Source organism: Candidatus Rokuibacteriota bacterium (assembly GCA_030647435.1).
Classification (GTDB): Bacteria; Methylomirabilota; Methylomirabilia; order Rokubacteriales; family CSP1-6; genus AR37.
Genome location: JAUSJX010000012.1, coordinates 65,920 through 84,648, shown reverse-complemented (window position 1 = coordinate 84,648; position 18,729 = coordinate 65,920). Strand labels below are relative to the sequence as shown.

Below are 18,729 nucleotides of genomic sequence, written 5' to 3'. Positions count from 1 at the left end.
ACGCGCGTCGCGCGCATCAGTAGTCTCCGCCTTCGGGAATGACGCGGAATTCCGTGACGAGCGGGCGGAGGCGTGGCTCGGTCCGCTCGTAGCGGACCCGCGCCGTGCCGCGGTTCTCGCGCGCGGGGCTGGGTGCTAGCCGCGGCGCGGGGCGCGGCAGGGGCGTGAGCTTCGGGGGCACCGGGCATGCGAGACCGGCCGCCTCCGCGACGTCGGACTGGAGCAAACAGCCGCCGCCGATCGGCGTCTGGACGACGTCGAGCGAAATCAGGTCCGTGAAGAGGAGGAGCGGCTCGCCCCCGTTACGAGGGACGATCGCGGTGCGTCCTCGCGGGGAGAGCCCGAACGTCTCCATGAGCCGGCCGTCGCGCTCCGCGGCGAGGAAGAATTCATCGAAGGACAGCTGATTGATCGACAGGAGACCATAGGCGCCATCCGAGAGGAGACGCGCGCCGAGGACGGAGCCGATGATGGCCGCCGGATCGCGGTCGGCCGCCATCCTCGCGCCCACGTAGGGATGCTCGAGCTTCCCATCGACCCAGTGGACAGACACGGGTGTGCCGGGGAGCTGACGTATCAGGTCCGCGAGCGTCGGCCGTCCGACTAACACGCCGTCGGCCGTGCGCGCGCCCAACGCGAGGAACCGCGCGGTCCACGTGCTCACGATGCGGTCCCGCGCGCGAACCGCCGCTTGAGATTGCCGAGCGGATCGGCGCCGCGGGCGGGCCGCGGCCGCCAGGCGCGGCGGCCGGGCGCCGTCAGGCCGGGCAGCTCGGCCCCAGCCGCGGGCTCGGAATTCCAGAGGAAGCAGGCCGCGCCACGTGGCAGATCGATCACGTCGACCGACCTGACCGCCGTATAGACGGAGCTGCGCTCGCACTCTGTCTCAGCCATCGGCACGCGGCGACCAACGATGGACAATCCGGCGACCGTCGACAGACACCCGCGGCGCTCCCATTCGCCGAGCTGGGCCGCGAAGGCCTCATCGCTGACCTCGGCCAGGGCGAAGAGTTCCCGGCCGATGAGGCAAGGCTCGCGCACGTCCCCGACCACGGCGCCGCGCGCGCGGAGCGGCACGTGTCCCTGCCGCATGATCTCGGCGAGCGAGCGGAGCGCCGCCAGGTCGAGGACCTCGCCCGCCCCTGCGGGAGCACCCACGCCGCCCAGCCGGATCTGCCAGGACATCGCCAGGCCGACCCTCATGTGGTGTAGCGCGCCGGCCACGGGCTGCCGCCTTCGCGCGCGGAGGCAATGCGGAGCTTCCGCTCCGAAATCTTGAGTTCCGAGAGCCACTCCCGCGCGGCGTAGCTCGTGTCGGGATCGAGGGAGTGCTTCGCCACCTCATAGCACTGCTTGCACCCCCGGTACCAGCGCGGATAGGTATGCCCCTTCGCGCACGTCAGCCGGTCGTAGTCGCCCGCGCGATACTCCAGCCGGCCGCGGGCCGTGCGAATCGTGAGCAGACCACCGGCCGCGCTCCAGACCTGGGGCACGTGGCGGGAAACATCCTTGAGCGTGAGGCCGAGATGCCCCAGGCCCTCGGCTAGCAGCTGTTCGTCCGTCTGTGTTGCGGTCACGGTGTCCATTCGCGTGCTCCTTTCGTGGTGAAACGGCCTACCGCCAAAAGCCTGGGGCGCCGCGCCGAGGGTGGAATCGTCGCGCGTTCTCAACCCATTCCGGGTCCAGCGGCGCGCCGCGGTCATCGTCGGGCCCGAGCGGCGCCAATTGCGCGAAGAGCGGCTGCTTGGGTCCGGCTGGGGCCGCGGGCTCGCGCTGCGGACGCAGGGTCGGTGGGCCGAGGACGTCCGCGCCGATGTCGCACGCGGCATAGGCCGACGTTTCGCCGGCCGCCCAGACCGCGAGGGCCAGGCTGAAGCTCACGTCCCGATGGAATTGCCGCGAGCTGTCGACCACGCGCCAGCGACTCCCGAGCGCGAAGGCCTCGAGCCGGAGATTGCGCAGCTCGGCCACGAGGCGATCGTGGCGGGGAATGCTCAACGTGCGCGCATGCAGGCGCGCCGCCAGCGCGCTCCAGATCTGTATGTTGGCCTCCACGCTCGCCTTGAAGCCATGCGTCTTGAGACTCAGCACGGGGTGCGCCCGACAGAACGGCAGCACCGCGGCGGCCTCCGCGCCTTCGTCAATCCACACCGCCTCGAGCTGTGGACACTCGGCCGCCGTCGCGGCCAAGGCCGCGCGCACCTCGGCAAAATCCACTTCCCCGCCTGGCGCCGCCTTCGGATCCCAGACCCGCAGGCTGCTCACGATGAGATGATCCATCGCCTCGGGGCGCCGGGGCGCCACGCGCTTGACGCGCACCTCGCTCGTCAGGTCACGCTTGCGCCCCAAATCCCAGCCTGCGTATTCCTGGTCCACGATCATGCGAGCACCACCAGGTCGTCATCGATCGCGGCTTCGATCAGCGCTTCGGGCAAGAAGCTCTCGCTATCTTCGACGAATTCATTTTGCAATTCGCGCCGCGCCGCCGCAGGCGAGATCCGCGCGAGCTGCCGCTCAAGGAAGCTCAGCATGCCCTGGTCCGCGAAGGGGTTGCAGTTCCCCGTCGACGTCACGACGCGCGTCTCCGGCAGGGGATTGCGGATCAGCTCATAAAACCAGCCGCGCGGGGGCCCCGCCGTCGAGGCCACCAGGATCTTGCTGCCCGGCATCGCGAGCACGGACGGGGCCAAGCTCGTAAAAACCGCGTCGGAAATATCGCGCGCCTCGTCGAAGATCAGGAGCGACACGCTCCGACCCGGACTCGTCACTTCGCTGGTCGCCACCACCTCGACCTTGCTGCCGAGCTCCAACAACTCGATCGACTTCTTCGTGATGATCGCCGCGTTTCGTTTGACGCCGAGCCGTGTGAGCAGCGCTTCGAACGGTCGGCGCAGCTTGCGGAGGAAGATCGCCTGCTGCTGCCCCTCGGAGGCCGCGACCATCAACGTGTAGCTCGCCGGCTTCAACATCAGCTCGCCCATCGCCGTCCGCGTCTGATATGTCGTCTTCCCTTCCTGCCGCCGCGCGGAGAGCGCCACCAGCTTGGCCGCCGGATCGTCCATCGCCGCGTCCGCTTCGACGTACCAGGGCAGCCGGACGAGCGGCTGGCCCGTCTCGTTCGTCAACAACGCATCCAACTCGGCGCGGGTCATCTTTTTTTCGAGCAGGTGTACCTCAACCGTGTTGCTCTGAGCCGAAGCCGCGACAATCAACCGGCGGGTGGAGGGTGGCCTCGTCATGCCCGCACCCGGCGCAACGCTGCCGCGACGCTCGAGCTGGCGCCGCCCATGAGTGCGCGGAGCTTGTCGAGGGCCTGGCTGTAGGTGGAGTCCGCGAGCCCTGCCCGCTTGGCGAGGCGCTCGAGCTGGCGGACGCTAGGCGGCTTGCCGGTCCGCTTCTGCCTGGCGCGCTGCCCATCGACAAGCGCCGTCGTCGTGGCCCTGAGTTGGCACCAGGCCAGGCACACGCGGCCGGCTTCGAGGCGCCCGAGCCCAGCGAACTGCCCATACTCAGCACTCAGTGCCGCCCAGGCCTCGCGGTACCAGCGCCCATGGACGCCGTTGTGTAAGCCGAGCAGCCGCGGCGCTCCGCCGCGTAGCCCGCGCCGACCTGAGCGCTTACGGGGCATCGGCGCGCCTTTGGTACGGCTTGCCACATATAACGGCGCGGGCTGGCGTGACGCGCTGGATCAGCGCGAGTCGGCCACGGGCGCGCCCCGACGGTGGAACGACCGTGGCCGAGGCAACCGTGCGGGAAGACGGCCGAGTCGGATGGGCCTTGAGATCCGCGACCAGCGCTTCGACCAGAAGGCGACGGACCTCGGCCGCGAGATGGGCCGGCATGGGAGAGGCCGGGGTCACCACGCCGGGGCCCGTGAGACAGGGGCAGAAGGCCGGGAAGGCAGTCTCAGATAGGGGACGTGGAGGACATGAAGGACATTTCTCCCCCCGTCTACGCGTGAGAAAATCGAAAATCCTATAACGTAGGAGGGCGGGAAAACGTCCACAACGTCCATGACGTCCACCATCATCATTGGCGTGGCCCGTCCGTCTTGGCCGTGATGAGCCGCCACTTCTGGATGCCCCTACTGACCGGGCCCTTGTCGATTCTGTACGCGCCGAACTGCCTGTCCCGCATGGCGGAAAGCTGCTTCCCGAGGCGGGTCGTCTGACTCCGCTCGGACCCGTCACCAAGTCCGAGATCCACGTCGAGGGGGGACATGGTGGACGTTATCGGCGGCTTGAACAGCCCCCAGAGATCGGTAGCGCTAACGTCCTTCTCCCCAAGCAACGTCCACCACGCGTCGACGAACTGGCGCCAGGCGGCGCCGTCTGCGTCGCTGTCCTCGTAGAAGGTGTCGAGGTTGCCGAGGAACCCGGGGACGCGGGCGACCTCGAACACGCCGCCGAGGATCTTGGCCCAGTGGTCGAACATGCCGAGCGGTGTCTTGGCCAGCGGCTGGCCCGCATCGAACCACGCTTGCCAGAGGATGAGGGCAGCCTGGATCAAGTCCCCTCGCCGCGCCGTCATCCAGGCCCGGAGGTCCGGGTGCTGGAAGGTGGTGCGGAGCCACGGGCGCTCCGTCTTCGAGTCGAGTCGGATCCGGATGGTGCGGCGGGTGATTTCATCCGAGAGCGCCGGGTTATTGCCCGTGGCGATCCAGAGGCACCGGACGGGGATGCGCGCCTGCTCGCTCTGCCCGAGGAGCCGATCCTCCCAGATCGTCGCGGTGATGGCCGAGGAGAGCGCCGCAGAGTCCAGGCGGCGCCGGAGATTGTCGATGTTGACGGCGGCGGGGCTCGTCAGGAGCTTCGCGGTCAGTCGCTTGCGCCATTCGTCCTCGTCCCGGCCCTCGGTCATGCCGCCGGGGCTGCGGCCGATCGCCGGGAGGGTCATCGCCTCCGCGAGGAACGTCGCGCCGGTCCCTGGGGTCGGTTTCTCCACCAGGTGCAGCGGCGTCGGGCCGTCGATGCACTCGCGGCCGAACAGGAGCAGCAGACCGGCCAGCGCATGGACGCCATCCGCGTTCTCGACGAAGGGGAAGTCCCCCAGCAGGTTCCAGAGGAGCAGCTCGACGGCCTGGGCCACGTGCGCCGCCGTCACGGGAGTCGGGACGGGCGGGACCGTGAGGCCCGGGGCGGGGGCGTAGAAAATCCGGCCGTCCGCGTGGTAGCCGGGGACCTGGTGGAGTGTGCCGCCGCGGGTGAACACGGGGGCCTCGACGAGGCGATCGAGCACCGGCACCGGCGGCGCCGGCTGCGCCAGCATGTCGTGCACGACATGCAGTGGGGGCAAGGCGTCGACGCGCGCCTTCTTCGTCGGCATATACCAAGTCGCACAGCGCGCCAGACTATGCCGAAGGCGATCCGGCGTCACGGGCCGTATGACGGGGGGGCCCGCGTCGTCAGGTTCGAGGCGCACGAGGAGGCCACCCATCAGGAACGTGAGAGGCGGCGCATTCGCGGCGGCGAACGCGCGCCAGGCCTCGGCCGTAATCTCGGCCAGATTGAGGTTGCCAGCGTTGAGCTCGACCGAGGGGAGCGTATACCGGCCGACGCTGGCCGCGATCGCCTGGACCTCGGCATCGGGCAGCGGCGGCTGGCAGCGGCGGCGGTTGACCTCGAGGAGCGCCGCCGCGATCTCGGGCGGCTGCATCCCGCGCCGGCGCATCGTGCCGGCCAGCGAGGTGAGCGTGGGATTGCGCTGTCCGTCCGGGATCGCGTCGTCGACGGGCGCCGCGGGCGCGGGATGGCCGTTCGTCGTCTCGGGCGCGAGGAGCGTGAGCAGCCATGGGGGCAGCGGCGCGAGCGGGAGATCGTCGGGGCCGGCGAAGAGATCCCAAGCGTACTCGCCCCGTCGCCCATTTTCGCTGACGCGCGAGGGAGGGGCGACGATATAGCCCCCCTCGCCGCGGGTGTCGAGATTGTCTCCGAGCTTGCCCGCGGAGTTCCGCACGCCAACCCCGTAGGCGAATACGTACTGACGGCCGCCGCTCCAGGTCCGCTGGCTCGGCGTGGCCGGGAGTGTCCCGTGCTGCTCGAGGAGCGCCGCGAGCGTCGTGTCGCCCGCTTTGTCTTCCCACGGCTTCACATCCACGTCGAGCACGGTGATGCGAGAACGCGCGCCCGTGGCGATGCCGATGTTGCTGAGCGGATGCTCCGTCCACCACGCGCGGATTGTCTCGGGATCGGTGCTGGCGTCCTTGAAGCCGTGTTGATGGAGTGGCGCGGCGCAGGCGTGCTCTTTCGAGAACGGGATCTTTCCGTCTGGGGAGAGCGGGAAGACTGGCCATCCTCGCGCGGCATAGGCGATCGCGGCGTCGAGCATCCCGGTGACCATCGTCTCGGCGCTCACGAGGCGCTCCCGATCACGCGCTCCAGCCACTCGCTTACCTCGCCGAGCCGCACGAAATCGCGGGCCGTGCCCCCGGTATCCGGGTGTAAGCGCTTAGCGAGCACGCGCCGGCCGGCGCCGACAAGCTCCTCGGCGAGCTGCGAATCGGGACACGCCCGCTGCGGGAACTCCGCGGCCTGATATCGTTTGCGTAGCTCCTTGAACGCGGCGGATCTCAGTGGCTCACGGAGATCGGCGCGGCCGGTGAGCCATTGCAGATACTCGGTGGGGATCTCGCCGAGCGCCGCGCCCTTGTGCATGCCGAACGGCATAATCATGACCGCCTCGGTCTATGTCCTTTTCGGTTGTCCCGCGCCCTGAGGCGGCCACCCTGGGCGCGGCTACGTTTACTGCCTGGGCGTCTGTCCCTTGTTCCGCTCGAGCACTTCGACGATCCGCAGCGTCACCGCCGGCGGCATCGGGACCCTCTCGTTCAGCATTTCGCCGAGGCGCCCCGGATTGATACCAACCTCCGCGGCCAGCTCGTAGCGAAGCACCTTGCGCCGCGCCATTTCGGCGCGGAAGTCAGCGGGGGTCGGCATGGCGTCCTCCTGCGTTCGCGATGTGGTGGCCTTCATGTTGCGTCCAAAATACGGCGTCCTTCGCAGGAGTCAACGTGAGTAAACGCACTTGTTCCAAACAGATTTCGGAACAGGCATTCCGAACAGGAGGGGAGAGCGCTTAGGGGGAAGCGCCTATACGGTGGGGTGTTTTTTTCGCAGCCGAGCCCCCCTGAATTGCTGTCTCGTCAGGGGGCGGCGGAGGATGGCGCTCAATTGCTTGGCGTGTTCCTTGTCGCCGATCCCTCCTGGTTGTCCGTAGGAGGTGATGGGGTGCGTTTTCGCATAGAGGCCAAATTCTTCCGGCGTAATCTCAGCTCGGCGCCCTGCCTTCTGTGGGCCCGAGGTGCCCGGGCGTCTACTTGCCCGTGGATGCCCTCGCGCCTCGCGAGCCGCCTGTCTCGTCGCAAGGGCGTTCATTCCGGCAACGAAATCGGACTCGAGCACGGCGCGATGCAAGTCGGCCTTACTGGCCGCCTCTGAGATCGCCCTTCCGAAAGGCGCCCAGCCCGCGCGCTCTTTCTCGCGCGCCAGGAGGAGCTTTTCAATCCGGGAACCCGGCCTGGAAAGTTTCCGCCGCCGCCGGGCCTTCGCCTTCTTCTTCGCCATCGCGCCCCTCCTCGTGGAGCTCCTCGAAAGAATCGCGGGCAGGGCGGCGAGGTCCGCCCCGTTCAACGCCGACGATCAATCGGCGCCTAGCCCGCGCGATCAGTCTACTGCGTCGCCTGCTCCTGCTTCCAGATCCTCATGCCCGGCCCGGTTTCGGTCATGGCACGGGCGATGTTACACTGAGCCCGGGTCACGCCGCGGGCCTCCATGTCGCGGAGAACGCCACGGGGCGGCTTCGGGCAGCCCACCCCGGGGGCACCACACGTTAGACACGGCAGTCTTGTTGCGGGTCATAGTACCCCTAAGATCCTGAGACACCGTGCGAATCGCCGGGGCCCCGATGGCGAGATCGGCGCCCGGGGCTCCGGCGAACACGGCATAGCTGCTCTTCCCGCCGAAGTCGAAGTAGAGCCTCCCTTCCGCTACCCGTGGCGTACAGTCACCACTCCGAACACCTGGTGATGATCGGCTGGGCCAAACCACGACAGGTCATCAAGATCGTGAATTCGTGCGGCCACTCGCAGGACTTCGCGGCGCGGCCCGAGGCGGGCGGTTACTGGGACGGTGCTCCTGCAAGAAGGCTTCGAGCGAATCGAGGAGACCCGGCACGGCGGGGAGTCTACCAGAAGCGAGCCCCGCGCAGACACCCCGTTGAATCGTTCCCTCCGCGGCTAGAAGCGTCCTCTCAAGCCCCGCACTCGGCGGGCGCGCGGGGGTCCACGGTCGTCGGGTAGCGTCAGAGCAAATCGCGTAGTTCGGCGCAGTAATCGTGAACACTGTTGATCGTGCGTCGGTTCCAGTACAACGCCGCCGCGACCGTCCGCGCGGCTTGGTCCGGTGTCGCGCCCCACACCTGGAGAATCGTCACGGCTAACGCGTTCGCCTCCATCTCGGTTGCAAGGCTCTCGCCGCAATCACGCCGGACATGATGTGCCAGCTCGTGCGCCAACAGGTAGCGGGGATCCCCCCGCTTCGTGCCCAGCTCCAGACGCATTTCCCGGCAGCGGTACGCGCCTTTGGTGCTGTAGGGCCGCTCGTCAACGTACACGGGGCCGACGTGAAGCGCCGTCGCCGCCTGGTCCGCGAGGGCTTGCCATCGGGAAGCGGGCGGGCCGCCGACGCTCGCGCAGCCGGCAAGGATGAGAGCGGCGAATAGGCCCATGATCCTCCGCATCATGGCTTCCACCACAGCGGCTGGTTCGCCAGCACGTCCAGAATTCCCTCCCACCAGCTCGGCGGGGCCGGGTACACGCCAACAGGTGTCTGGCACACCCCCAACGCCGGCACGGAAGCCGACGCACAATATGCCGCGCGGTCAGCGGCAGACTGCGCCGTTTCGCCGTGCGTGCTTGCGCAGCCGGCCAAGAGCAGCGCCACCAAGAGACCGATGCACGCCTTCATCTCAGCGACACACCATCGCGAAGCTACTCGCGGAAGTCGCCATGGGCGCGGTGTAACACGTCTGACCGCATGGTGGAGCCATGAAACTCGGATCGTTCGTCATGTAGCCGCCTAGGGCGCCCCAACCGACGGAAGGGGCAACGTAATGCCGTTTTCATCCGTATTCCATCCTCCCGCGACCATACATTGACTATAGGCGTGAGCCAGGATGGCCTTTGCCAGTTCTGGATTTGCCTCGAGGTGCTCAAATACCTCGGGCTTCGACGCCTTGACCTCCTTGAGCCGCGTGACCACGGCTGCGAGACATGCCTTCTCGTCTCTGTCATAGTCCACTCGGGTTTTCCCATTCGTATACACGGTCGCGCAGCCGACCACGAGAAACGCCAACACCACACCCGCTCCCATTTTCAAAAACATTGGGTGGTTGTCCCACGCTCCGGGTGCCCGGGAGTAATAGGCATCGTCTGGCACGTCACCGGAGGACGCGGTGGGGGCGGGGCATAGCCGCCCTGGCAACCGTAGCAGAAACCGCCATTCGCTCCTCGGTTCGCGCCGCCCGTTGCATAGTCGGTGCTGTTCTGAATGACGGTACCGAGTCCAGGACCGTATGACGGCGTGGCCTGCACACACAGATCACCATTGAACATGTTGGGTACGCCGCCTACCTTTGCGCATCGCGCTTGCTGCTCATATGTCGCCATTGCGCAGCCGGACAGCATGACGGCCGCGACCATGAGTACGGCGAGGATCTTCATTGGGAAGTCTCCCTTGCTGGCGTAGTACCGCATGAGGCGTGCCACGCCGGTCAGCGTGATGTGACAAGGCTTTACGACCGTCTGGCTCGAGCCAGCGTGACTTACCCGCCGAATTCTGGCCCTCAATCTGACGAGGCTGGGCCACCCCCGACCACTGGGAACGAGCTCGGCCCTTCAAACCCGCATCACATGCCGGTTACCTGGCTCAAGGGGCTGTCCAGGGCGTCGTCGGGCAACCTTGACCAGCGCTGCCAATTGTAGTACAAAGTAGTCATCTCGGAAAGGAGGTCATCATGGCCGTGACGATCAAGAAGGCTGGGGTGAAGAAGAAGATGATCATGAAGGCGGCACGGTACAAGTTGAAGGCGGGACCGGTGTCGGTGCGTTTCGAGCGCGCCGACGAGGCGCTGCTGCGGATCGTCGGGGCGCGCGCTGCCTCGGGCGACCGCTCGCTGGGTGGCCAGATCAAGCACTATGTGCGACTGGCCGCCATCGCCGAAGATAACCCGGACCTGCCCATGTCGATGATCCAGGGGATCCTCGAGGCGCAGGCGGAGCTCAAGGCCGGGTTGGCGCAGCCCTACCAGTGGGGCGTAGTCCCGAATGCCTAGTGCCACCCCCGCGCGCTCGGTCGTGCAAGCGCCTCGCTTCGCACGGGCCAAGCGCGCGTTCCCGGCTCCGGTGCAGCTGCAGATCGACGAGGTCGTCAAGGCCATCATGGCGGATCCGCTCGTCGGCGAGCCGAAGATGGGAGCCCTCAAGGGTGTGCGCGTCGAGAAGCTCAAGGTCGGGCCTCAGCAGCTCCTGGTGGCCTACACCTTCACAGCGAAGACCCAGACACTGGAAATGCTCGACGTTGGCCCGCATGAAAACTTCTACCGCGAGTTGACGCAATATCTGGACGCGCGCCCGAGAGGCTAGGCGGCATGGGCGATGGTACACTGGCCCCGGGTCACGCTGCGGGCCTCTCTGTCGCGGAGAAGGCTACGCGGCACGAATGATTCCGCCGATGTGCCTGTTGTAACGATCATCGGATCGGCCCGGGGCACCATTTTCAGGAGGCCGGTTTCGGGAGGCCAGTTTCGGGGGGGAAGATGGAAGGGGAGTCGGGGCGGTGAAAAAGTTCGTGTCGCGCTACGCTTCCCTTCTCTGGCTCCTGGCCGCACTGAGCCTGGTGGGCTGGCTCATCGTCAACCTCGACACGGCGGGCTGGATCATCATCAGCCTCGTCATTGGCCTCATGGCCTGGCAGCTTACCAGGCGAGAGAGGCGAGAGCGCGCCAGCAGGGCCGAGGCGGAGCGGCCCAAGGGCCACGGCGTGCACGACGAGACCGCCCCATGAGCCGACTCCTGCCGGCCTCGGCCTTGGCCGCCCTGCTCATCGTGTGCGCGGCGCCGAGGACAGGGGCGGGGAGCGCGGAGCCGGCCGGCGCGACAGGCGCGGACTCACCCGCGCACTGCACCAACTACTCGACGGGCTCCGACACGCATACCGCCTGTGCCCCGCCCGCTTCGGCGCCCCAAGGCTCGACGGTCGCCTGTCACAACTACACCGTCGGCTCTGACACACATACCGAGTGCGCTCCCGTGCCCGCTCCTCGCCTGGGCGCGCCCCGCGAGAAGAAGGGGGGACTGGTGCCGCCGTCCGCGTCCGCCCTGCGCTGTTACACGTACCACATCGGCTCGTCCCCCTACACCGACTGCCGCTGAGTCCAGTGCGCCGCCGCTGTCACTGGGCCCGCGGCGAGCCCGAGATCGCCTATCACGACCGCGAGTGGGGCGTTCCGCTCCGCGCCGACCGGCGTCTGTTCGAGCTCCTCATCCTCGAAGGGGCGCAGGCGGGGCTCAGCTGGCAGACCGTGCTCCGGCGGCGGAGCGGGTACCGCCGGGCGTTCGCAGGATTCGATCCGACGCGGGTCGCGCGCTTCACGCCTGCCGCGGTCGAGCGCATCCTGCGCGATCCGGGCATCATCCGTCATCGCGGAAAGATCGAGAGCGCCGTCGGGAATGCCCGCGCCTTCCTCGCGGTCCGGCGCGAGCACGGCAGCTTTGCGGCCTATCTCTGGAGCTCGGTCGGCGGAAGCCCCATCCAGAACCGCCGGCGCGCGCCGCGCCAAGTCCCGGCCGAGACGGCGCTCTCGCGCGAGCTGAGCCGCGATCTGCGGTGTCGCGGATTCACTTTCGTGGGCCCCACGATCTGCTACGCCTTCATGCAGGCGGCCGGGCTCGTCAACGACCACCTGATCTCGTGCTTCCGCCACGCGGAGGTGCGGCGCCTCGGGCGGAAACCGGGCAGGGGACAAGGGAGCAAACGAAGAAGCTCCTTGAGGTTGGGCCGCCGCCCGACTTAGACTAGCCCCGTGGCTCCTTCCGGGCGTGCGGGCGGCATCGGCGGGGTGTGGCGCTTCTTGGGTTTCGCGGGCTCGCCTGAAGAGGCCGCGCCGCCATCCATCGGATATTCACCTGTGGGCGCCCCTCTCGATCCGGGCCGTGGCGTCCTCGGCAGCGGGCTTTCGCTCCGAGGCGAGATCACAGGCGAAGGGGATTTCCACATCTACGGGCGCTTCGAGGGCGAGATCGACGTGTCGGGCCGCGTGGTGGTGTCGGAGACGGCTCAGGTCGACGCCAATATCAACGCGGCCTCGATCGTCATCGCGGGTAAGGTGCGCGGCAACCTCTCGGCCAGCACGCACCTCGACATCCTTCCCACCGGCGTCCTGACCGGCACCCTCAAGGCCGGCAGCTTCTCGGCCGCCGAGGGATCTTCCGTCAAAGGCGAGATCTGGCTCGAGCGCGCGGAGCCCGCGCGCGTCAGCGACGCGGGCCCGGACGACGAGAACGCCCGATGAACGTTCTCGACTGGCTTCGGGAGCAGCCCTGGACTCGCTGGGTCGTCCTTGGCCTGGGCGCCGTCATCGTCGTGGGTCTCGGGTGGGCCGGCTGGTCGGCTTGGAAGAGCCGCTACGAGTCCCAAGGGAGCATGGCGTTCGCCCAGGCGCGGACCCTCGTGGCCCAGGCACAGACTCCCGGTGCCGCCGCCGACGCCCGCGAGCGTGCCGAGAAGGCGCTGCAGGCCGTCATCGCGGATTATCCGCGCCTGTCCTCGGTTGCCCAGGCTGCCTATCTCCTGGGAAGCCTCCGCTTCGGCGCTGCTCAATATCCTCAGGCCCGCTCGAGCTTCGAGCTGGCCCGCGCCAAGGCCGGCTCCGGCAGCCTGGCAGCGCTTTCCGGTCTTGATATCGGCTATTGCTGGGAGGCCGAGAAGAACTACGATGCCGCTGAGAAGGCATACCTATCAGTGATTAGCGGCGCCAAGCCTAAGGACTTCCTCTATGAGGAGGCCATGGTCGACGCTGCCCGCGCTCAGGAGCTCGGAGGAAAGCGGGCCGCGGCCGTGGAGACGTATCAGCGCCTGCTCAAAGACCTGCCGGACACTCGCCGCGCCGAGGAGATCCGCTCCCGCGTAGCGAGCCTTCAGGCACCAGCCAAGCCCTGATCGATTCTGAACCTAGTTTGGCGTCTGCCGTCCTTAGGCAATGTCTGATAAGAAGCATTATGTCAATCACCCCTCGCCGGGCACCTCCAACGACAGCATCCTATGGGCCACGCAGTGGACCTGGGCCACCAGCGCCCCCATCTCGCTCGTCACGTCCACCTGGTAGAAGCCTGCCCGCCTGCCCTGTTTGATCTCCCGGGCTTCGGCAACGAGCCGTGACCCGGCCGGCACGGCGGTCAAGAAGCTGATGGTCATGATGAGCGCGACGGCGGGCTCGCCGTGGGAGTTGCACGCCGCGCCGAAGGCGATGTCCGCCAGGGAGAAGATGACCCCGCCGTGGGGATAGCCCTGGAAATTGACCATGTGGGGCTGCACGGTCAGCCCCAGGCGGCAGAAGCCACGGCCCAGGGCCAGGAACTGTACGCCGAGCGCGCGGGTCCAGGGGTCGTCCTGGATCCGGGTCCTGAGTTCCGCCGGGACGGAGGAGTCCTCGGGGAACGATGTCACTGGATGGTGGCGGTGAGGATGAAGCTCGACTCGCTCGAGGCCTGCTGCCCGCGGTAGCCGAGGATCTGGCGCGTCACCTGGTTGATGCCGCGCGTGGCGCCGCCGATCCGCATCGCGCGGCCGTTGGGCACGATCACCTCCGTCGCCGCCTCGTTGAACTCGATGCTGCCGTCACCCTGCGGCGAGAAGTAGCTTACCTGTGGAATGAGGCGGACGCGGATCTGCCCGTTGGGCAGGATGGTCGGGCTCACAACGAGGGTGGTGCCCACCCGCTGCCAGGCCGTCCCCTGCGCCGCGTACCCCTGCCCCGTCGCGTAGTCGCGGAACCACCCGACCACGGTGACCGGCACCTCGCTCGCCACCAGCATGCTCGCCGTGCCGCCGTCCTGGACGATCGTGAAGATGCCCTCGCTCCTCGTGGTCCGCGTCGTCGTGTCCTGAAGGGCGACACCGCCGCGGCCCCGCGCCTTGCCGTCCTGGATGATGACCCCGCCGTGACCCTGTGCGCCCTGGCGACTGTCCTGCCCCTGCTGCTGGAACTCGAGGACAACCTTCACCTGGCGGCCCGTCTGGCACTCGCCAGGAACGGCGCACGCCAGGAGACTCGTGGCGAGGAGTAAGGCCGCGACGCGGGGCATGGTCCCTACCCGGGGATCTGGGCCTCTTCGGGCAGCCGGTCCCAGACCGGGATCCACTCGGGCACCGTGAGGCCCACTGCTAAAGCCTTCTCCTTGACCTCGGCCGCGAAGGCCTGGCGAACCTCATCGTTGTCCCGGACCTTGAGCTTGTACTTCCGGTAGAGGGCGTTCTTGGGCGAGCCGGGCCGGCCGAAAATGTTCATCGTGCGGATGAACCACTTGTTGAGCGTCGCCTGCGCCTCAGCCCGCGTGGCGGGGTCCCCGCCGAGCTTCGTGACCCAGTACTCGCCGTGGCGGATGTGGAACTTCTCCTCCTTGAAAATGCCCTCGATGGCTCGCGCCCACGGGCCGTAGGAGCACTGCCGCACGTCTTCCAGCTGGTGACCCGCCCCTCTGTCCATGCAGAAGTTGAAGAAGATGAAGTCGGCCCACGTGTCGATCGGGTAGTAGAAGATGTTCACGCGCTTGTCGGCGCCGATCCGAGCCGTGCCGATGTCATCGGCCGACGCGTCGATGCGCATGGCGAAGGCTTCGTCGTGGGCTCGCACGTGGGCGTCCACGTCCACTCCAAGGTCGCCGAGGAGCCCGTACATGACGGCGGCGTGCCGGTGCTCGTCCTTGACGATCTGCGCGACGACGTGCTTCTCGTCCACCCCAGGCGCCTTCATGATCCATGGCACGTAGCCGTAGCCGCCCGCGAGCTCGGAGTCGGCCTGCATGGTCATGAGGTGCACCAGACTCTGCCGGTACCCGTCCGTCATCTCCTCGGTCGACTCGATGCGCTCGCCGCGCTCGATCCGTGCGAGAAGCTCCGCTTCCGTGACGCGCCGGCTCATGGTCAGCTCCTTTCCACGACCCGCACCGCCTTCCCCTCGCTGCGGGGAATGGTCTTGGGCGGCACGATGGCGACTTCGGGGTTGAGGCCCAGGTGGGCACGGAGCAGCTCCCCTACCCGAAGCGACAGGGCGACGACCCCCGGGTTCCAGATCACGACCTGAGTCTCAACCGGAGGACGTCACGCGCGTGATGAGCCATCCCTGGCGCCCCAGGAAGCGCATCAAGGTCTCGATCAGGCGGGCGTCGGTCCCGGCCTGGAGGCCCACGCGGTCCGGGAGGACGTAGCGCACCTCCGGGTACGAGACCAGCACCCGCAGCAGCGTCCGCGCCCGGGGGTCGGGCGCCATGAACCCGCGTCGTCCCGCGTCCCCGGCCCCAGGATCCCATGCGGGCTGGAACGCGGCCCGGAGCCACCGCCCGGACACGCCCGCCGGGCTCACGCGGAACCGCCCAGGAGACGCCGGTAGTGCCCGGCCATGACCTCGACCTGGCGCGCCGCGGAGAAATCGCTCGCCGCGAGAGCGCGCGCGGCGAGCGCCATGGCGCTTCGCCGGGGAGCGTCCAGCAGGAGTCCGATGGCCGCGTCGGCCAGCTCTTCGACATCGGCCTTCGTCAGAAGACCGGTCTCTCCATCCCTCACGACCTCGTCGACGCCCGAGGCGCGGACCGCGACGGAGGGCAGCCCGCAGGCGTGCGCCTCGGCCAGCACGAGACCCTGGGTCTCGGTCTCGGAGGAGAAGAGGAAGAGGTCGGCCGCCTGGTAGTACGGCGGCAGCTCTTCCCGGGCGACCGAGCCGGCGAAACGGATGGCGGAGCGCGCAGGGCTTGCCGCGGCCAGGCGCTTGAGGGCCGCCTCGTGGCTTCCCTGCCCCACGAGAAGGAGCCGCGCCCCCGACACGGCCAGGGCGATGGAGCCGAAGGCGTCGATCACGCGCTCCACGCTCTTCTCGCGATCCAGGCGGCCGACGTAGAGGCACAGCGGGGCGTCCTCGTCCAGGCCGAGAGCTCGCCTCGCCTCCCCCCGATCACCCGGACGGAACAGCTCGAGCGGCACCCCCGTAGGCACGACGGCGATCGGCGCGCGCACGCCGAGGTCCGCGAGGCTCTCGGCGATCCCGGCCGAGGGGGCGATCACGAGATCCGCGGAGCTGGCGAAGCGGGAGGCGAGCCTGACCGCGAGCGAGGCGACCAGGGACTCCGGGAGCGGCACGTAGTGGGCGTACTTCTCGTAGCGGGTGTGGTAGGTGAAGACGAGCGGGCGGCCTTGGGAGCGGGCGAGTCGACGAGCCGTCACGCCGAGGAGGAACGGATGCTGGGCGTGGAAGATGTCGAGGTCGAGCTCCAGCGCCGCGCGGCTCCAGCGCCTCGAGAAGGGCAGCGGCAGGGCGAAGCCCGGATAGGTCGGCGCGGGCACCGAGGGGTAGCGGAAGACAAAGGCGGGATCGTCGTGGGGCGCGCTCGACGCGGGCGCGAAGACCCAGGCCCGATGTCCCTGCGCCTCGAGCCCCTGCCGCAGCGTCTCTACCGCGGTGGTGACACCCCCGCGGAACGGCAGATAGTTGTTCGTGAACAGGCCGATGCGCATCCGCTAGTCATCCGGAGCGTTGGGATCACGGCCGCGCTCGATCTTGCCGAAGTCTCCCGGCTTGATGGAATCGAGCCATTCCTTGATCTTCGCCTGGTCGTCGGTCTTGCTGCCGCCGAGCTCCTGCTCCTTGGCGACCTCGACATTCTTGGCCTTGGCCACGACTTCCTCGTCCACGAAGATCGGGGCCGACACCCTGAGCGCGAGCGCGATGGCGTCCGACGGGCGCGAGTCCACGGTGATCTCGGCCGATCCCAGCTGGAGGTGGATGACCGCGAAGAAGGTGTTCTCCCGGAGGTCGTTGACCTCGACCTTGACCACGCGGGCGTCGAGCGCCTCGAGGATGTTTTTGATCAGGTCGTGCGTCATGGGCCGCGCCGTCGAGATCTTCTCGAGCTCGAGCGCGATGGCGTTGGCCTCGAAGAGGCCGACCCAGATGGGCAGCGAGCGCTTCTCCTCCTCGTCGCGCAGGATGATGATCGGCATGTTGGAGAGAGGGTCCAGCGCCAGCCCCTTGACCTTCATCTCGAGCCACATGGGCTTCCCCTCCCCTAGACCGCCGCCGCGAGCACGCGGCCTTGGGTGACGCCGGGGGCGGCGGCGGGGGCGCCGGCGCCGGCCAGTTCGCCGCGGAGGCTGTGCGACAGCGCCCGGGTGACGAGCACGGGCACCACGGTGCCCAGAAGATCGCGACCGTGGGCGTCGAAGTTGACCGCGCGGTTGCACCGGGTGCGTCCCGTCAGCTCGCCCGGGTCCTTGCGGGAGCGGCCGTCCACCAGCACAGGGCGCACCCGGCCCTCGAGCGCCCGGCTGCGCTCGGCGCCGACACGGGTCGCGACCTCGAGGATGCGCGCGTTTCGGCTCGCCTTGACGTCGTCCGGCACCTGGTCACTCATATCGGCGGCGGCCGTGCCGGGGCGCCGAGAGTAGCGGAAAGCGAAGACGTTGTCGTACCGGACGCGCTCGACGACGTCGACCGTCCGCTCGAAGTCCTGATCCGTCTCGCCGGGAAACCCCACGATGAGATCGGTCGAGAGCGCGATGCCGGGCACCGTCTCCGTGAGCTCGGCGATGAGCTCCAAGTAGCGCGCGGCGGTGTAGCCGCGGTTCATACGCTCGAGGACTTGATCTGAGCCCGACTGGAGCGGCAGGTGCAGGTACTCGACCACCTTCGGAACGTCGCGGATGGCGCGGATGAGGCGGGCGGTCAGGTTGTAGGGGTTCGAGGTGGTGAAGCGGATGCGCTCGATGCCTTCGACCTCGTCGATCCGCTCCAGGAGCGCCGACAGGTCGGTCGCCGGCGTGAGGTCCCGGCCATAGGCGTTGACCGTCTGCCCGAGGAGAGTCACCTCGCGCACCCCCGCCGCCGCCAGCTCACGCACCTCCGCCAGGACGGCCTCCGGCGGATGGCTGCGCTCGCGCCCCCGCGTCACCGGCACGACACAGAAGGTGCAGAACTTCTCGCACCCCTCCATCACCGTGACGAAGGCCTTGATCTGCCCCGGGCGGTCGGGCTTGGCGGTCAGCTTGACCAGCGGCGCCTCGCGGACCTCCACGATCGGCGCGCCCGCCGCCCGTGCCTGCTCGACCAGCTCGCCGACACGCGCGACCGCGGCGGAACCGAATACCAGATCTACCTGGGGCGCACGCTCCAGGATCTTCCCCTGCCAGAGCTGCGCCATGCAGCCCATCACGCCGATCAGGATCTCGGGCCGCTGCTGCTTCAGCGTTCGGAGCTGCCCCAGGCGCGAGAAGACCTTATCCTCCGCCTTCTCGCGGATCGCGCACGTGTTAAGCAGGATGAGGTCGGCTTCCTCAGCCACCTCGGTGAGCTCGTAGCGCTCACGCTTGAGCAGACCCGCGACGCGTTCGGAGTCGTATTCGTTCATCTGGCAGCCGTAGGTGATCAGGTGGAGTTTTGGCATAAAAGATCGGCATTTACGTTAGC

Annotated in this window: 27 protein-coding genes; 7 read left to right on the top strand and 20 right to left on the bottom strand. The window is 68.2% G+C overall.

What is annotated here, in order from left to right:
- Positions 1–16: 16 nt before the first annotated feature.
- The 12 genes from Q7W02_02310 to Q7W02_02255 all read right to left on the bottom strand — a co-directional run bounded on the left by Q7W02_02310 (position 17) and on the right by Q7W02_02255 (position 9,380).
- A complete protein-coding gene (locus tag Q7W02_02310; GenBank protein MDO8475024.1) occupies positions 17–664 on the bottom strand; it encodes a hypothetical protein in 648 nt (215 codons plus the stop codon).
- Positions 661–1,224: a hypothetical protein gene (locus Q7W02_02305; protein MDO8475023.1), complete on the bottom strand. Its 564-nt coding sequence runs from the start codon at positions 1,222–1,224 to the stop codon at positions 661–663. The genes Q7W02_02310 and Q7W02_02305 overlap by 4 nt, the downstream gene beginning before the upstream one ends.
- On the bottom strand, positions 1,200–1,586 hold the full coding sequence (locus tag Q7W02_02300) for a hypothetical protein (protein MDO8475022.1): 387 nt from the start codon (positions 1,584–1,586) through the stop codon (positions 1,200–1,202). Before Q7W02_02300 ends, Q7W02_02305 begins: the two co-directional genes overlap by 25 nt.
- Positions 1,587–1,614: 28 nt before the next feature.
- Positions 1,615–2,382 (bottom strand): hypothetical protein, encoded by a 768-nt coding sequence (locus tag Q7W02_02295; GenBank protein MDO8475021.1) that lies wholly within the window; start codon positions 2,380–2,382, stop codon positions 1,615–1,617.
- On the bottom strand, positions 2,379–3,239 hold the full coding sequence (locus tag Q7W02_02290) for a terminase large subunit (GenBank protein MDO8475020.1): 861 nt from the start codon (positions 3,237–3,239) through the stop codon (positions 2,379–2,381). Before Q7W02_02290 ends, Q7W02_02295 begins: the two co-directional genes overlap by 4 nt.
- Entirely contained in the window at positions 3,236–3,628 is a 393-nt protein-coding gene (locus tag Q7W02_02285) for a hypothetical protein (protein ID MDO8475019.1), read from the bottom strand. The genes Q7W02_02290 and Q7W02_02285 overlap by 4 nt, the downstream gene beginning before the upstream one ends.
- A 401-nt stretch (positions 3,629–4,029) precedes the next feature.
- Positions 4,030–6,354, bottom strand: coding sequence for a bifunctional DNA primase/polymerase (locus Q7W02_02280; GenBank protein MDO8475018.1), 2,325 nt, complete (start codon positions 6,352–6,354; stop codon positions 4,030–4,032).
- Positions 6,351–6,665 (bottom strand): DUF3820 family protein, encoded by a 315-nt coding sequence (locus tag Q7W02_02275; GenBank protein MDO8475017.1) that lies wholly within the window; start codon positions 6,663–6,665, stop codon positions 6,351–6,353. The genes Q7W02_02280 and Q7W02_02275 overlap by 4 nt, the downstream gene beginning before the upstream one ends.
- A 75-nt stretch (positions 6,666–6,740) precedes the next feature.
- Positions 6,741–6,935 carry a hypothetical protein gene (locus Q7W02_02270; GenBank protein ID MDO8475016.1) on the bottom strand — a complete coding sequence of 65 codons (195 nt, stop codon included), beginning with the start codon at positions 6,933–6,935 and terminating at the stop codon, positions 6,741–6,743.
- A gap of 153 nt (positions 6,936–7,088) precedes the next feature.
- Positions 7,089–7,562 (bottom strand): hypothetical protein, encoded by a 474-nt coding sequence (locus tag Q7W02_02265; protein ID MDO8475015.1) that lies wholly within the window; start codon positions 7,560–7,562, stop codon positions 7,089–7,091.
- Between the two features lie 736 nt (positions 7,563–8,298).
- Positions 8,299–8,724: a hypothetical protein gene (locus Q7W02_02260; protein ID MDO8475014.1), complete on the bottom strand. Its 426-nt coding sequence runs from the start codon at positions 8,722–8,724 to the stop codon at positions 8,299–8,301.
- 350 nt (positions 8,725–9,074) lie between these two features.
- A complete protein-coding gene (locus tag Q7W02_02255) occupies positions 9,075–9,380 on the bottom strand; it encodes a hypothetical protein (protein ID MDO8475013.1) in 306 nt (101 codons plus the stop codon).
- 631 nt (positions 9,381–10,011) lie between these two features.
- On the opposite strand from Q7W02_02255, the gene Q7W02_02250 reads away from it, so the two are divergent.
- The 7 genes from Q7W02_02250 (at position 10,012) to Q7W02_02220 (ending at position 13,214) form a co-directional block, all read left to right on the top strand.
- Positions 10,012–10,329 carry a hypothetical protein gene (locus tag Q7W02_02250; GenBank protein ID MDO8475012.1) on the top strand — a complete coding sequence of 106 codons (318 nt, stop codon included), beginning with the start codon at positions 10,012–10,014 and terminating at the stop codon, positions 10,327–10,329.
- Entirely contained in the window at positions 10,322–10,639 is a 318-nt protein-coding gene (locus Q7W02_02245; protein ID MDO8475011.1) for a type II toxin-antitoxin system RelE/ParE family toxin, read from the top strand. Before Q7W02_02250 ends, Q7W02_02245 begins: the two co-directional genes overlap by 8 nt.
- A gap of 193 nt (positions 10,640–10,832) precedes the next feature.
- Positions 10,833–11,060, top strand: coding sequence for a hypothetical protein (locus tag Q7W02_02240; protein MDO8475010.1), 228 nt, complete (start codon positions 10,833–10,835; stop codon positions 11,058–11,060).
- A complete protein-coding gene (locus tag Q7W02_02235; protein ID MDO8475009.1) occupies positions 11,057–11,428 on the top strand; it encodes a hypothetical protein in 372 nt (123 codons plus the stop codon). Before Q7W02_02240 ends, Q7W02_02235 begins: the two co-directional genes overlap by 4 nt.
- Positions 11,429–11,433: 5 nt before the next feature.
- A complete protein-coding gene (locus tag Q7W02_02230; protein ID MDO8475008.1) occupies positions 11,434–12,069 on the top strand; it encodes a DNA-3-methyladenine glycosylase I in 636 nt (211 codons plus the stop codon).
- Positions 12,070–12,183: 114 nt separating this feature from the next.
- Positions 12,184–12,567 (top strand): polymer-forming cytoskeletal protein, encoded by a 384-nt coding sequence (locus Q7W02_02225; GenBank protein MDO8475007.1) that lies wholly within the window; start codon positions 12,184–12,186, stop codon positions 12,565–12,567.
- Positions 12,564–13,214: a tetratricopeptide repeat protein gene (locus Q7W02_02220; protein ID MDO8475006.1), complete on the top strand. Its 651-nt coding sequence runs from the start codon at positions 12,564–12,566 to the stop codon at positions 13,212–13,214. The genes Q7W02_02225 and Q7W02_02220 overlap by 4 nt, the downstream gene beginning before the upstream one ends.
- A 66-nt stretch (positions 13,215–13,280) precedes the next feature.
- On the opposite strand, the gene Q7W02_02215 is transcribed toward Q7W02_02220, so the two are convergent.
- Genes Q7W02_02215 through miaB form a run of 8 tightly spaced genes read right to left on the bottom strand, consistent with a single transcriptional unit; the run spans position 13,281 to position 18,706 of the window.
- Positions 13,281–13,721, bottom strand: coding sequence for a hotdog fold thioesterase (locus tag Q7W02_02215; GenBank protein MDO8475005.1), 441 nt, complete (start codon positions 13,719–13,721; stop codon positions 13,281–13,283).
- Positions 13,718–14,359, bottom strand: coding sequence for a hypothetical protein (locus Q7W02_02210; GenBank protein MDO8475004.1), 642 nt, complete (start codon positions 14,357–14,359; stop codon positions 13,718–13,720). The genes Q7W02_02215 and Q7W02_02210 overlap by 4 nt, the downstream gene beginning before the upstream one ends.
- 5 nt (positions 14,360–14,364) lie before the next feature.
- Positions 14,365–15,195, bottom strand: coding sequence for a Phenylacetic acid catabolic protein (locus tag Q7W02_02205; protein MDO8475003.1), 831 nt, complete (start codon positions 15,193–15,195; stop codon positions 14,365–14,367).
- Between the two features lie 2 nt (positions 15,196–15,197).
- Complete coding sequence (locus Q7W02_02200) at positions 15,198–15,350, bottom strand: hypothetical protein (protein ID MDO8475002.1); 153 nt, start codon at positions 15,348–15,350, stop codon at positions 15,198–15,200.
- Between the two features lie 10 nt (positions 15,351–15,360).
- Positions 15,361–15,636, bottom strand: a complete 276-nt coding sequence (locus Q7W02_02195) for a hypothetical protein (GenBank protein ID MDO8475001.1) — start codon at positions 15,634–15,636, stop codon at positions 15,361–15,363.
- On the bottom strand, positions 15,633–16,781 hold the full coding sequence (locus tag Q7W02_02190; GenBank protein MDO8475000.1) for a glycosyltransferase: 1,149 nt from the start codon (positions 16,779–16,781) through the stop codon (positions 15,633–15,635). Before Q7W02_02190 ends, Q7W02_02195 begins: the two co-directional genes overlap by 4 nt.
- 3 nt (positions 16,782–16,784) lie before the next feature.
- On the bottom strand, positions 16,785–17,318 hold the full coding sequence (locus Q7W02_02185; GenBank protein MDO8474999.1) for a bifunctional nuclease family protein: 534 nt from the start codon (positions 17,316–17,318) through the stop codon (positions 16,785–16,787).
- Between the two features lie 14 nt (positions 17,319–17,332).
- The gene (gene miaB, locus Q7W02_02180; GenBank protein MDO8474998.1) at positions 17,333–18,706 is read right to left on the bottom strand and encodes a tRNA (N6-isopentenyl adenosine(37)-C2)-methylthiotransferase MiaB; all 1,374 of its coding nucleotides are present in this window, start codon (positions 18,704–18,706) and stop codon (positions 17,333–17,335) included.
- Positions 18,707–18,729 lie beyond the last annotated feature (23 nt).

Excerpts from the sequence above, each read along its gene's own strand:
- Q7W02_02300 (MDO8475022.1), bottom strand. The coding sequence starts at position 1,586 with ATGGACACCGTGACCGCAACACAGACGGACGAACAGCTGCTAGCCGAG.
- Q7W02_02295 (MDO8475021.1), bottom strand. The coding sequence starts at position 2,382 with ATGATCGTGGACCAGGAATACGCAGGCTGGGATTTGGGGCGCAAGCGT.
- Q7W02_02290 (MDO8475020.1), bottom strand. The coding sequence starts at position 3,239 with ATGACGAGGCCACCCTCCACCCGCCGGTTGATTGTCGCGGCTTCGGCT.
- Q7W02_02285 (MDO8475019.1), bottom strand. The coding sequence starts at position 3,628 with ATGCCCCGTAAGCGCTCAGGTCGGCGCGGGCTACGCGGCGGAGCGCCG.
- Q7W02_02275 (MDO8475017.1), bottom strand. The coding sequence starts at position 6,665 with ATGCCGTTCGGCATGCACAAGGGCGCGGCGCTCGGCGAGATCCCCACC.
- Q7W02_02270 (MDO8475016.1), bottom strand. The coding sequence starts at position 6,935 with ATGCCGACCCCCGCTGACTTCCGCGCCGAAATGGCGCGGCGCAAGGTG.
- Q7W02_02265 (MDO8475015.1), bottom strand. The coding sequence starts at position 7,562 with ATGGCGAAGAAGAAGGCGAAGGCCCGGCGGCGGCGGAAACTTTCCAGG.
- Q7W02_02260 (MDO8475014.1), bottom strand. The coding sequence starts at position 8,724 with ATGGGCCTATTCGCCGCTCTCATCCTTGCCGGCTGCGCGAGCGTCGGC.
- Q7W02_02255 (MDO8475013.1), bottom strand. The coding sequence starts at position 9,380 with ATGTTTTTGAAAATGGGAGCGGGTGTGGTGTTGGCGTTTCTCGTGGTC.
- Q7W02_02250 (MDO8475012.1), top strand. The coding sequence starts at position 10,012 with ATGGCCGTGACGATCAAGAAGGCTGGGGTGAAGAAGAAGATGATCATG.
- Q7W02_02245 (MDO8475011.1), top strand. The coding sequence starts at position 10,322 with ATGCCTAGTGCCACCCCCGCGCGCTCGGTCGTGCAAGCGCCTCGCTTC.
- Q7W02_02235 (MDO8475009.1), top strand. The coding sequence starts at position 11,057 with ATGAGCCGACTCCTGCCGGCCTCGGCCTTGGCCGCCCTGCTCATCGTG.
- Q7W02_02220 (MDO8475006.1), top strand. The coding sequence starts at position 12,564 with ATGAACGTTCTCGACTGGCTTCGGGAGCAGCCCTGGACTCGCTGGGTC.
- Q7W02_02210 (MDO8475004.1), bottom strand. The coding sequence starts at position 14,359 with ATGCCCCGCGTCGCGGCCTTACTCCTCGCCACGAGTCTCCTGGCGTGC.
- Q7W02_02205 (MDO8475003.1), bottom strand. The coding sequence starts at position 15,195 with ATGAGCCGGCGCGTCACGGAAGCGGAGCTTCTCGCACGGATCGAGCGC.
- Q7W02_02190 (MDO8475000.1), bottom strand. The coding sequence starts at position 16,781 with ATGCGCATCGGCCTGTTCACGAACAACTATCTGCCGTTCCGCGGGGGT.
- Q7W02_02185 (MDO8474999.1), bottom strand. The coding sequence starts at position 17,318 with ATGTGGCTCGAGATGAAGGTCAAGGGGCTGGCGCTGGACCCTCTCTCC.
- miaB (MDO8474998.1), bottom strand. The coding sequence starts at position 18,706 with ATGCCAAAACTCCACCTGATCACCTACGGCTGCCAGATGAACGAATAC.